Genomic DNA, 12522 nt, shown 5'->3' with positions numbered 1-12522 from the left:
AGGCGGCGCGGGCGTTCCGCGGCAGGTCGGGCCTCAGCGCCGCTCGGGAAGCGGCAGGTAGATCTCGCCGCCGCCGCGCACGAACTCCTCCGCCTTCTCCCGCATCCCCGCCTGCGCCCGCAGGTCGTGGGAGATCCGCATCGAGCAGAACTTCGGCCCGCACATCGAGCAGAAGTGCGCCGTCTTGGCCGGGGTCGCGGGCAGCGTCTCGTCGTGGAAGGCCCGTGCGGTGTCAGGGTCCAGTGAAAGGTCGAACTGGTCCTCCCACCGGAACTCGAACCGCGCATCCGACAGCGCGTCGTCCCACGCCTGCGCCCCCGGGTGCCCCTTGGCCAGGTCCGCGGCGTGCGCGGCGATCTTGTAGGTGATGACGCCGGTCTTGACGTCGTCCTTGTCGGGCAGGCCGAGGTGCTCCTTCGGGGTGACATAGCAGAGCATCGCCGTGCCGTACCAGCCGATCATGGCCGCGCCGATGCCCGAGGTGATGTGGTCGTAGCCGGGCGCGATGTCGGTGACCAGGGGACCGAGGGTGTAGAAGGGGGCGTCGTCGCAGAGCTCGCGCTGCAGCTCCACGTTCTCCTTGATCTTGTGCATCGGCACGTGGCCCGGACCCTCGATCATGACCTGCACGTCGTGCGCGTGAGCGATCGTGGTGAGCTCGCCCAGCGTGCGCAGCTCGGCGAACTGCGCCTCGTCGTTGGCGTCGGCGATCGAGCCCGGCCGCAGCCCGTCGCCCAGCGAGAAGGCGACGTCGTAGGAGGCGAGGATGTCGCACATCTCCTCGAAGTGCTCGTACAGGAAGCTCTCGCGGTGGTGTGCCAGGCACCATGCCGCCATGATCGAGCCGCCGCGGGAGACGATGCCCGTCTTGCGGCCGACGGTGAGCGGCACGTACGCCAGCCGCACCCCCGCGTGGACGGTGACGTAGTCGACGCCCTGCTCGCACTGCTCGATGAGCGTGTCGCGGTAGACCTCCCACGACAGGTGCGCGGCGACCCCGTTGACCTTCTCCAGGGCCTGGTAGAGGGGGACGGTGCCGATCGGGACGGGCGAGTTGCGGATGATCCACTCGCGGGTGGTGTGGATGTCGCGGCCCGTCGACAGGTCCATGACGGTGTCGGCGCCCCAGCGGATGGCCCAGGTCATCTTCTCCACCTCCTCCTCGACGGAGGAGGTGATGGCGGAGTTGCCGATGTTGGCATTGATCTTGACGAGGAAGTTCCTGCCGATGATCATCGGCTCGGTCTCGGGGTGGTTGACGTTGGCGGGGATGATCGCCCTGCCCGCGGCCACCTCCGCGCGGACGAATTCGGGGTCCACGCCCTCCCTGACGGCGACGAACTCCATCTCCCTGGTCACCACGCCCCTGCGGGCGTAGGCGAGCTGGGTGACGGGCGCGCCCGCGGCCCTGAGGGGGTCGCGGCGCTCGCCGGCGAACAGGTTCGCGCCCGCCCGCTTCCAGGCCGCCTGGTCGCGGTAGCCGTCGTCGATGGGCTTGACGTGGCGGCCGCCGTACCTGGCGACGTCGCCGCGGTCGAGGATCCACTGTTCGCGAAGGGGGCGCAGGCCGCGGGTGACGTCGGTCTCCACGCTGGGGTCGGTGTAGGGGCCGGAGGTGTCGTAGACGGTGAAGGATCCGCCGTCGCTCAGCTCGATCCGGCGTGCCGGGACCCTGAGATCGCCCTGGTAGATCTTGGAAAAGCGCGCGCCACTCATCGCGCAAACTCCCTTCGCCGGCATTACCCGGAGCAGGTTCTGGCGGTCGGCGGCTGTAGCCGTCCTCTCAGCCCGGTCACACCGGGCTCCCGCGTTGGTCGGCGCAACCGTAACCCGATCACCGGGGGGCCGCGCAACCCCCGGCTTCTTCGGATGCCCGAAATGCCGCGGCGGTCCGCGAGCGGATCCATCGGGCCACGGCGCGGCAGCGTGCGCTGGTCGGCGACGCAGTAGGGTCGCAAGCGTGAGCGAAACTTCCGCCCCTTCGTCAGCGGAGGACCGGATCTGGACGGTTCCTAACCTGCTGAGCTTCCTGCGTCTCCTCGGTGTGCCCGTGTTCCTTTGGCTGGTTCTCGGACCCAAGGCGGACGGCTGGGCGATCGGGCTGCTCATGGTGGCGGGGTTCACCGACTGGCTCGACGGCAAGATCGCCCGCGCCTGGAACCAGACCAGCAGGCTGGGCCGCCTCATCGACCCGGCCGCCGACAAGCTCTATGTCTTCGCCACCCTCCTCGGCCTGGTGCTCAGGGAGGTGATCCCGTGGTGGCTGGTCGCGATCATCCTGGCACGGGAAATCTTCGTCGGATGTTTCTTCCCCGTGCTCCGCAAATACGGCTACAAGGCACTGCCTGTGCATTTTCTTGGCAAAGCGGCCATGGCCAATCTGATGTACGCCTTCCCGCTGCTCTTCCTGGCCTCGCACACCGGCTCCTGGTATGCCGATATTGCGAGGATTATCGGATGGGCGTTCGCCATTTGGGGAACGGGTCTGTACTGGTGGGCAGGCGTGTTGTATGTGGTACAGGTGCGCCAGCTCGTCACCGCTGCCAAGGGGGAGCTGCGCGAACCCGGGCAAACTGCGACGAAGGAGTGATCGGGTGAAGGCGGTCGTCATGGCAGGCGGGGAGGGCACGAGGTTGCGGCCGATGACCGCGAACCAGCCCAAACCCCTGCTTCCTGTGGTCAACCGCCCGATCATGGAACACGTGCTCCGGTTGCTGCGGAAACACGGCCTGACCGAGACCGTGGTCACGGTCCAGTTCCTTGCCGCGCTGGTGCGCAGCTACTTCGGCGACGGCGACGAACTGGGCATGCGCCTGCACTACGCCACGGAAGACCTTCCCCTCGGTACGGCGGGCAGCGTCAAGAACGCCGCCGACAAACTCCGCGACGACCGCTTCCTCGTCATTTCTGGCGACGCTCTGACCGATATCGATTTATCGGACATGATCCGGTTTCATCGGGAGAATTCGGCCCTCGTCACTATCGGTCTGACGCGCGTCCCCAACCCGCTCGAGTTCGGGATCATCATCGTCGACGATCAGGGCAGGGTGCAGCGTTTCCTCGAAAAGCCCACCTGGGGCCAGGTCTTCTCCGACACGGTGAACACCGGCATCTACGTCATGGAGCCCGAAGTCCTCGACGACGTCCCCGCGGGAGAGGCCGTCGACTGGTCCTCTGACGTCTTTCCCCGCCTGCTCGAACGCGGCGCGCCCATCTACGGCTACGTCTCCGACTGCTACTGGGAGGACGTCGGCACCCACGAGAGCTACCTGAAGGCCCAGGCGGACGCGCTGTCAGGGCGGGTCAAGCTCGACGTCGGCGGCTTCGAGATGTCGCCGGGCGTCTGGGTGGGCGAGGGCGCCGAGGTGGACCCCGAGGCCGTGCTCAAGGGCCCGCTGCTCATCGGCGACTACGTCAAGATCGAGGCGGGCGCCGAGCTGCGCGAGTACACCGTGCTCGGCAGCAACGCCGTCGTGCGCGAGGGCGCCTTCCTGCACCGCGCCGTGGTCCACGACAACGTCTACATCGGTCCGGGCGCCCACCTGCGCGGCTGCGTCATCGGCAAGAACACCGACCTGATGACCGGCGCCCGTATCGAGGAGAACGCCGTCGTCGGTGACGAGTGCGTCATCGAGGCCGAGGCGTACGTCTCCAGCGGCGTCAAGGTCTACCCCTTCAAGACCGTCGAGGCGGGCGCGGTCGTCAACACCAGCGTCATCTGGGAGTCGCGCGGCCAGCGCAGCCTGTTCGGCCCCCGCGGCGTCAGCGGCCTGGTCAACGTCGAGATCACCCCCGAGCTCTGCGTACGGCTGGCCAGCGCCTACGCCACCACCCTGAAGAAGGGCGACCAGGTCATCACCTCGCGCGACTCCTCCCGCGCGGCGAGGGCGCTCAAACGCGCCGTGATCAGCGCGCTGACCGCGGGCGCCATCGACGTGCTCGACCTGGAGGCCATGCCGCTGCCCGTGGCCCGCTTCCACACCTCCCGCAGGCCCGCCAGCGGCGGCATCGCGCTGCGCACCACCTCCGGCGACCCGCAGAGCGTCGACATCGTCTTCATGGACTCCCACGGCGCCGATCTCAGCCCCACCGCACAGCGCAAGCTGGAACGCGTCTTCTCCCGCCAGGAGTTCCGCAGAGCCTTCCCCGGCGAGATCGCCGAGCTGAGCTTCCCCGCCAGAGCGGTCGAGGACTACGCGCAGGAGCTGCTGCGCTGCGTCGACATGACGGGCGTCAACGACATGAAGGTCGTCGTGGACTGCGCGGGCGGCACCGCCTCGGTGGTGCTGCCCACCCTGCTCGGCCGTCTCGGCGTCGAGGTGCTGACCGTCAACGCCAGACTCGACTCCGCCTCGCCCACCGAGACGCTCGCCGAGCGCCGCCGCGACCTGCAGCGCCTTTCCGAACTCGTCGGCTCCTCACGCGCCTCCTTCGGCGTCCGCTTCGACCCCGTCGGCGAGCGCATCGCCCTGGTCGACGAGATGGGCCAGCTCATCAGCGAGGAGCGGGCGCTGCTGGTGGTGCTCGACCTGGTCGCCGCCGAACGCCGCCGCGGCAGGGTGGCGCTACCGGTGACCACGACCAGGGTGGCCGAGCAGGTGTGCCGCTTCCACGGCGTCCAGGTCGAGTGGACCTCCACCTCGCTCGACGCGCTCACCTCCGCGGCCGCCAAGCCGTACATGATCTTCGCGGGTGACGGCAGGGGCGGCTTCATCGTGCCGGAGTTCGGGCCCACGGTGGACGGCCTGGCCGCCTTCCTGCGCCTGCTCGGCCTCGTGGCCCGCACCCGTCTGACGCTCAGCCAGATCGACGCGCGGATCCCGGAGGCCAAGCTGCTCAAGCGGACGGTCCCGACGCCGTGGGCCACCAAGGGGGCGGTGATGCGCTCGGTGATCGAGGCCGCCGAGGGCTTCCGCGTCGACACCACCGACGGCGTGCGGGTCGTCGGGGACGACGGGCGCTGGGCTCTCATCCTGCCCGCCGCCTCAGAACCCGCCACCGACCTGTGGGCCGAAGCGCACGATTTCGACACAGCAGAGGCATTCCTTGACAGATGGGCGCGCGTCGTGGAGCAGGCCGCAGGAACGTGACAACACAAGTGGCGCGGCGGCATGGACCTTGGGGGCGGCTCGGCGGTAACTTTGTCACCGTCCGAACCGCCGTGCGGCGTCCCGCCTTGACCTTTGCCAGTGATCAGCGTAAGTTGCGGCATTCGCAATCGTGAACGAGCGAGAGGCGTGGGGCGTCCTGATCAACCGTCGCCGCGTTCTCGCGGTAGGAGGCCGAGCCGATAGATGCCGTACGTCTACTGTACGCAGTGCGGTCATGCCAACCCCGAGGATGCCCGTTTCTGCTCCCGGTGTGGGTCGCCGCTGACCAGACATGAGGTCTCGGGAGACACCACCTCGACGATCTCCGTCGCGGGAATCGAGGCGTATGAGGCGGAGACGGCCGACGCCCTCCTTGCCGAGCGGGCCGCCGTCGAGCAACTCCCGCCCGGCGCGGCGCTGCTCGTCGTGACACGCGGCCCCAACGCGGGCAGCCGCTTCCGCCTCGACCGTGACCTGACGACGACGGGCAGGCACCCCGAGAGCGACATCTTCCTCGACGACATCACGGTCTCGCGGCGGCACGTGGAGTTCTACCGGCATCCCGGTGGCGCCTTCACCGTCCGCGACGTCGGCAGCCTCAACGGCACCTACGTCAACAGGGAGCGCATCGAGGAGGTTCCCCTCCACAGCGGCGACGAGGTGCAGATCGGCAAGTTCCGCCTCGTCTTCCTCACGCGGGGCGCATGAGCTCCCAGGCGGCGCGGTCGCACATGAGCATCGGGGAGGTGCTCGCCCTGCTGCAGGGCGACTTCCCCGATGTCACCATCTCCAAGATCCGTTTCCTCGAGAGCGAGGGGCTGATCGAGCCAGAGCGCAGCCCCTCCGGGTTTCGCAAGTTCACCTACATGCACGTGGAGCAGCTGCGCTTCATCCTCACCGAGCAGCGCGACCACTACCTGCCGCTGCGCGTCATCAAGGACAAGATGGCCGAGGAGCTCGGCCGCCCGCGCGCCCTGCCCGAGGCCAAGGAGGTCAGGTTCAGCCGCGCCGAGCTGCTGGAGGCCAGCGGGCTCGACGACGAGACGCTCACCGAGCTCGAGGACTACGGCCTGCTCGCGCCGGTCGCCAGGCGCTATGACGAGGACGCGCTGAACGTGGCCCGCAGCGTCGGCTCCCTGGCCAAGTACGGCCTGCACGCCAGGCACCTGCGCGCGGTCAAGGCCGCGGCCGAGCGCGAGGCCGGTCTGGTCGAGCAGACCGTCGCCCCCATTCTCAAACGGCGCGCCCCCGGCGCCATCGGCGAGGCCGGCGAGACGGCCAGACAGCTGTCGGGGCAGCTCCTCGACCTGCACGCCGCCCTTCTGCGGGCCGCCGTCCGCTCTGTTCTCGGCGGCTGAGTCCCGGCCGCCATACCCGTTCGGGACACGTCCGGCGCGCTCCCGCGCGGCCGCTGCGAGAGTTTCGAACGCCCGCTCCGCCGACGCCGTAGGGGGTGGAGGCGGTGAGCGAAGGGATCACGGAGGCGGGTAGGTTGGCTGGGAGCCTCAGGGGCAGGGATATTACTTACCCAGTGGGTGTTACGTTGAAGTGCGGAAGATTGCGGCCCATGGATCGTGAATTCGGAGCAGCCCGTGTTGCAGATGGAGGTAGTGGGCGTTCGCGTTGAAATGCCCACAAATCAGCCGATCGTTCTGCTCAAGGAGGCGCAGGGTGAGAGGTTTCTCCCGATCTGGATAGGAATGACCGAAGCCACGGCCATCGCCCTTGCCCAAGCGGAGGAGCCGCCGCCCAGGCCATTGACCCACGACCTGTTCAGGGATGTGCTGAGCGCGCTGGGCGTCGGCCTGCGCGCGGTCAACATCGTCGCTCTGCGTGACGGGATCTTCTTCGCCGATCTGGTGTTCTCCAACGGCGTCGAGGTCAGCGCGCGCCCGTCCGACTCCATCGCCCTGGCACTGCGCACCGGTGCGCGGATCTTCGCCAGCGAGGAGGTCGTGCAGGAGGCCGGGGTGATCATCCCTGATGACCAGGAGGATGAGGTGGAGAAGTTCAGGGAGTTCCTTGACACCATCACGCCCGAGGACTTCGGACGCGCTGGGTAGGACTCCCTTCGTGAAGGCTCGTACCCTTGGCCGACACCTGGGGTACGCATTTCACTGCATTTACGCTTCACGACGCGCCGAGCCGGATCGTTGACTGCGGATGGTCACGGTCCTACGGTGCAAGTGAAACCTGTGGTTGTCCTTTGCGAACCCCCAGATCAGACCACGGGATGAGAGAAAGCCGGAGGTCCGCGTGGCGGTCAGCAGCGGCGAGGGAAAGACGGCCGGCCAGGAAGACCCGGTGCGGCGCGAGAGTGCGCGCCAGCGTGCGGGTGAGCAGGGCCTGCTCTTCGACGAGCAGCCTACGACTCTGCCTGGCGACATCGGCTATCGCGGCCCCACGGCCTGCGCGGCGGCCGGCATCACCTACAGGCAACTGGACTACTGGGCGCGCACGGGCCTGGTCGAACCCACGATAAGAGCCGCTCAGGGCTCGGGTTCCCAGCGCCTCTACAGCTTCCGCGACATCCTGGTGCTCAAGGTCGTCAAGCGGCTGCTCGACACCGGCGTGTCGCTCCAGCAGATCCGCACCGCCGTCCAGCACCTGAGAGACAGGGGCGTCGGCGACCTCAGCAGGATCACGCTCATGAGCGACGGAGTGAGCGTCTACGAGTGCACCTCGGCCGACGAGGTCATCGACCTGCTGCAAGGCGGTCAGGGAGTGTTCGGTATCGCGCTGGGCAGGGTCTGGCGCGAAGTTGAGGGATCGCTCGCGGAGCTGCCGGGGGAACGGGCGGCGGTCGAGGACACCGTCCCGGCCGACCATCCCGCTGACGAACTGGCCCAGCGCCGCAAGGCTCGCCGACTGGGCTGATCCCCGAACGCTGGTAGCCTAGGCCTGTAGCTGACGACCCCGTGCGGGAGAGTCCCCGGGCATCCGGGGCGCCGAAGGAGCAACCCTCCCCGGAATCTCTCAGGCATCCAGTACCGCTCGGGTGAGGCAACTCTGGAAAGCAGGCACGCCAGCCAGGCGCGTCTCACCGACGGTGCAAGCCCGCGGAATCGCGGGCGAACCTCTCAGGTTGATGACAGAGGGGGAGACCCGGCATAAGCCCGTGCGCTCTCCATCAGCCTTGGGAGGCAGATCCATGACCGAGCCCCTCAGCGACCTCGCTGCCCCGCCTTTCGCGACCCGTCATATCGGTCCCTCGGACGCCGAGCAGGCCAAGATGCTGGAGGCGGTCGGTTTCGAGTCGGTCGCCGACCTCGTGGCTGTCGCCGTGCCCGAGGCCATCAGGGCCAAGGACCAGTTGAGGCTGCCCGCCGCGGCCGGCGAGACCGAAGTGATCGCCGAGCTGCGGGCGCTGGCCGACCGCAACAAGGTGCTCACCTCGATGATCGGCCTGGGTTACTACGACACGATCACCCCGGCCGTGATCAGGCGTAACCTGCTGGAGAACCCCGGCTGGTACACCGCCTACACGCCCTACCAGCCCGAGATCTCCCAGGGCAGGCTCGAGGCGCTGCTCAACTTCCAGACCGTCGTCTCCGACCTGACCGGCCTCGACGTGGCGGGCGCCTCCCTGCTGGACGAGGCCACGGCCGCCGCCGAGGCGATGACGCTGGCGCGCAGGGCCGGCAAGTCCAAGAGCAACGTCTTCGTCGTTGACGCGGACGCGCTGCCCCAGACCAAGGCCGTCCTGGCCACCAGGGCCGAGCCGCTGGGCATCGAGCTGGTCGTCGACTCCCTCGACGGCGAGCTGCCCGAGTGTTTCGGCGTGCTCGTGCAGTACCCGGGCGCCTCCGGCCGCCTGCGTGACTTCCGCGCCCTGGCCGAGGCGGCCCACGCGCACAACGCGCTGGTGGTGGCCGCCGCCGACCTGCTGTCGCTGACGCTGGTCGCCGCCCCCGGCGACCTGGGCGCCGACATCGCGATCGGCTCCTCGCAGCGCTTCGGCGTGCCGTTCGGCTTCGGCGGGCCGCACGCCGCCTACATGTCGGTCCGCGAGGGCCTGCAGCGGCAGATGCCGGGACGGCTCGTCGGCGTGTCGGTGGACGTCGACGGCGACCCCGCCTACCGCCTGGCCCTGCAGACCCGCGAGCAGCACATCCGCAGGGAGAAGGCCACCAGCAACATCTGCACCGCCCAGGTGCTGCTGGCCGTCATCGCCGGCATGTACGCCGTCTACCACGGCCCCGAGGGGCTGCGCCGCATCGCCCAGCGCACCCACCGCATGGCCGTCACGCTCGCCGCCGCCCTGCGCGGGGGACGGGTCGAGGTCGTCCACGACGTCTTCTTCGACACCGTGCTGGCCCGCGTGCCCGGCAGGGCCCCCCAGGTCGTCGCCTCCGCCGCCGAGCGCGGGATCAACGTGTGGGCGGCCGACGCCGACCACGTCTCGATCGCCTGCGACGAGAAGACGACCCTGGCCCACCTGGAGCAGGTCGCCGCCGCGTTCGGCGTGAGCGTCTCGCTGACCGACCTGGCCGGTGAGGACGCGCTGCCCGGGGAACTGGTCAGGGAAGGCGACTACCTCACCCACCCGGTCTTCCACAGCCACCACTCCGAGACCTCGATGCTGCGCTACCTGCGCAGGCTCCAGGACAAGGACATCGCGCTCGACAGGTCGATGATCCCGCTCGGCTCCTGCACGATGAAGCTCAACGCCACCACCGAGATGGAGCCCATCACCTGGCCCGAGTTCGCGGGCATCCACCCCTACGCGCCCGTCGAGCAGGCCGGCGGCTACGTCGAGCTGGTCGAGACGCTGGAGGGCTGGCTGGCCGAGGTGACCGGCTACGACGCCGTCTCCATCCAGCCGAACGCGGGCTCGCAGGGCGAGTTCGCCGGGCTGCTGGCCATCCGCGCCTACCACCGCGCCAACGGCGACACCCACCGCGACGTCTGCCTCATCCCCTCCTCCGCGCACGGCACCAACGCCGCCAGCGCCGTCATGGCGGGCATGCGCGTCGTGGTCGTGGCCTGCGACGACGACGGCAACGTCGACCTGGCCGACCTCGACGCCAAGATCGCCAAGCACGCGGACACGCTGGCCGCGATCATGGTGACGTACCCGTCCACGCACGGCGTCTACGAGGAGACGATCACCGAGGTCTGCGCCAAGGTCCACGAGGCGGGCGGCCAGGTCTACGTCGACGGGGCCAACCTCAACGCCCTGGTCGGTCTCGCCAAGCCGGGCGAGTTCGGCGCCGACGTCTCCCACCTCAACCTGCACAAGACCTTCTGCATCCCGCACGGCGGTGGCGGGCCCGGCGTGGGTCCCGTGGCCGTCCGCGGTCACCTGGCCGCCTACCTGCCGGGACACCCGCTGCACAACGGCTCGCCCGTCGGCCCCGTCTCGGCCGCGCCGTACGGCTCGGCCGGGATCCTGCCGATCTCGTGGGCCTACGTCAGGATGATGGGCGGTGAGGGCCTCAAGGCCGCCACCGAGCAGGCCATCCTGTCGGCCAACTACCTCGCCAGGCGCCTGGCCCCGCACTACCCCGTGCTCTACACCGGGCGTGGCGGCCTGGTCGCCCACGAGTGCATCATCGACCTGCGCCAGATCACCAAGGAGACCGGCGTCACGGTCGACGACGTGGCCAAGCGCCTGATCGACTACGGCTTCCACGCGCCGACCATGTCCTTCCCCGTCGCGGGCACGCTCATGATCGAGCCGACCGAGAGCGAGGACCTGGCCGAGATCGACAGGTTCGTCGAGGCGATGGTCGCCATCCGCGGCGAGATCGCCAAGGTGGCCGACGGCTCCTACGACAAGACCGACAACCCGCTGCGCAACGCCCCGCACACCGCGGAGTCGCTGGTGGCCGACGAGTGGACGCACCCGTACACGCGGACCGAGGCCGCCTACCCCGTCCAGGGGTTGCGCGACGGGAAGTACTTCTCGCCCGTGCGCAGGATCGACCAGGCCTACGGCGACCGCAACCTGGTCTGCGCCTGCCCGCCCCTGTCGGCGTACGAGGACTGACCGATCGAGCGACCGAGGACGGGCGGCCTTCCCACGGAAGGCCGCCCGTCCGGCTTCGTCGGGCCGGAGCCAACACCGGTGCACAGGATGGTCATGTCGGGCGACGCGGCGGCCCGAAATCGTTAGGCTCGACGTTGATCGCCATCGGTTGGTCGCCGTCGAAGGAGCCTTGTTGACGTCCCCCGAGCTCGACACCCCGCTGACCACCGGCCCGCTCGAGCGGGCCCGCCGTCTCGCAGAGAGCGGCGATCTGGAAGGCGCGGCCGCGATCTTCGCGGAGCTGTCCGCCGACCCCGAGGGTCACGACAGGGCGCAGGCCGCCGTCGGGCTCGCCGTGGTGCTGGAGGAGCGGGGCGACCTGGCGGGCGCCAGGACCGCCGCCCGGGCCGCGCTGGCCACGGGACACCCCGAGTACGCCGCGCAGGCCGCCTGCCACCTCGCGCGCGGCTTCGAGCGGGAGGGCAACGCCGAGCAGGCCAGGGGCGCGTGGCAGGCCGTCATCGGCGTCGGGACGGCCGCCTATCTTCCCCTGGCGCATCTCGCGCTGGCTCACCTGGCCACCGGAGAGGAGGAGGCCGAGCGCGAGCTGCGGGCGGCGATCGCGGTCGGCGACCCCGACCTGAGCTCCCGCGCCGCCCAGGAGCTGGCCGAGCTGCTGCTGGACGGCGGCGAGCCTGGAGAGGCGGCCGCGGTGCTCGTCGAGGCGCTGCCACTGGCTGAAGGCGCGCACGAGGGGCGGCTGCGGGTCCTGCTCGGCATCGCCCACCTCGAACTGGCGTGCGCCGAGTTCGCCGGCGCGGTGGAGTTCAGCCAGGAGGCGGAGACCAGCGCGTTGGCCATCGAGCTGCTCGCTCGCACGCTGCCGCTACGGGGGCGCGCCGACGACGCCGAGCGCGTCTGGGACTACGGCCTCACCCACCCCGACGAGGAACTGGCCGCGCAGGTGCGCCTGCGACTCCACCGCGACCTCGACGGGGAGTCCCTCAGTCCCGGCGCATGAGGGCGCCGGCGGCGGCCACGTTGATGATGACGATGCAGATCCACACCAGGGCCAGGCCGGCGAAGCCCGCCTGACCCCCGGCGATGGCCGACAGGGGGATGGCCATGCCCATGGAGCCGAGCGCGATGGGCGCGATCGGGGCGGCGCCCTTGTCGCCCTTCTTCTTCTTGGACGGGCGCTGGGCGCTCACCTCCGCCCTGACCCGCTCGGCGATGGTGGCGTCGAGCTTGGCGACGAAGGACTCGACGAGGGCGGCCTCATAGTCGGGACCCAGGTCCTTGCGGGTCTCAAGGGTGGCTCGCAGCTCGTCACGGATCTCAGACATGCGGCCAATGTCCCACGGCGTCCGACGCGCTGCCATCCTTCCCCGGAAGGATCCCTCCCGCCCCGCCATGAGGGTCGACCCTGACTCCCGCGCCGCGCCCGGGACTCCCGGGCGC

The 12522-nt window shown here is 69.6% G+C and carries 10 protein-coding genes and 2 riboswitches; of the genes, 8 read left to right on the top strand and 2 right to left on the bottom strand.

Annotated features, from left to right (window positions below):
• Window positions 1–33 precede the first annotated feature (33 nt).
• Window positions 34–1716 carry a phosphomethylpyrimidine synthase ThiC gene (gene thiC / locus ACFSKW_RS02005; RefSeq protein WP_379568459.1) on the bottom strand — a complete coding sequence of 561 codons (1683 nt, stop codon included), beginning with the start codon at window positions 1714–1716 and terminating at the stop codon, window positions 34–36.
• Window positions 1709–1819, bottom strand: a riboswitch (TPP riboswitch). It overlaps the preceding gene by 8 nt.
• A gap of 141 nt (window positions 1820–1960) precedes the next feature.
• Here thiC and ACFSKW_RS02000 point away from each other — a divergent pair.
• The 8 genes from ACFSKW_RS02000 to ACFSKW_RS01965 all read left to right on the top strand — a co-directional run bounded on the left by ACFSKW_RS02000 (window position 1961) and on the right by ACFSKW_RS01965 (window position 12082).
• A complete protein-coding gene (locus ACFSKW_RS02000; protein ID WP_379568457.1) occupies window positions 1961–2590 on the top strand; it encodes a CDP-alcohol phosphatidyltransferase family protein in 630 nt (209 codons plus the stop codon).
• A gap of 4 nt (window positions 2591–2594) precedes the next feature.
• Window positions 2595–5090 carry a sugar phosphate nucleotidyltransferase gene (locus ACFSKW_RS01995; protein ID WP_379568455.1) on the top strand — a complete coding sequence of 832 codons (2496 nt, stop codon included), beginning with the start codon at window positions 2595–2597 and terminating at the stop codon, window positions 5088–5090.
• Between the two features lie 204 nt (window positions 5091–5294).
• Window positions 5295–5798, top strand: a complete 504-nt coding sequence (locus ACFSKW_RS01990) for an FHA domain-containing protein (RefSeq protein WP_354906861.1) — start codon at window positions 5295–5297, stop codon at window positions 5796–5798.
• A gap of 23 nt (window positions 5799–5821) precedes the next feature.
• Complete coding sequence (gene ftsR / locus ACFSKW_RS01985; protein WP_379568453.1) at window positions 5822–6448, top strand: transcriptional regulator FtsR; 627 nt, start codon at window positions 5822–5824, stop codon at window positions 6446–6448.
• Window positions 6449–6682: 234 nt separating this feature from the next.
• Complete coding sequence (locus tag ACFSKW_RS01980) at window positions 6683–7153, top strand: bifunctional nuclease family protein (protein WP_183661379.1); 471 nt, start codon at window positions 6683–6685, stop codon at window positions 7151–7153.
• 193 nt (window positions 7154–7346) lie between these two features.
• Window positions 7347–7967, top strand: coding sequence for a MerR family transcriptional regulator (locus ACFSKW_RS01975; RefSeq protein ID WP_379568451.1), 621 nt, complete (start codon window positions 7347–7349; stop codon window positions 7965–7967).
• 34 nt (window positions 7968–8001) lie between these two features.
• A riboswitch (glycine riboswitch) is annotated at window positions 8002–8093 on the top strand.
• Between the two features lie 148 nt (window positions 8094–8241).
• Window positions 8242–11082 carry an aminomethyl-transferring glycine dehydrogenase gene (gcvP, locus tag ACFSKW_RS01970; protein ID WP_379568449.1) on the top strand — a complete coding sequence of 947 codons (2841 nt, stop codon included), beginning with the start codon at window positions 8242–8244 and terminating at the stop codon, window positions 11080–11082.
• Between the two features lie 172 nt (window positions 11083–11254).
• Window positions 11255–12082, top strand: a complete 828-nt coding sequence (locus tag ACFSKW_RS01965) for a hypothetical protein (RefSeq protein WP_379568447.1) — start codon at window positions 11255–11257, stop codon at window positions 12080–12082.
• Here ACFSKW_RS01965 and ACFSKW_RS01960 read toward each other — a convergent pair.
• Window positions 12066–12407, bottom strand: coding sequence for a hypothetical protein (locus ACFSKW_RS01960; RefSeq protein WP_379568445.1), 342 nt, complete (start codon window positions 12405–12407; stop codon window positions 12066–12068). The genes ACFSKW_RS01965 and ACFSKW_RS01960 overlap by 17 nt on opposite strands.
• Between the last annotated feature and the right edge of the window lie 115 nt (window positions 12408–12522).

Source organism: Nonomuraea mangrovi (assembly GCF_042681425.1).
Classification (GTDB): Bacteria; Actinomycetota; Actinomycetes; order Streptosporangiales; family Streptosporangiaceae; genus Nonomuraea; species Nonomuraea mangrovi.
Note: the sequence above shows the minus strand (reverse complement) of the source record. Positions and strands in the feature narration are given on the sequence as shown.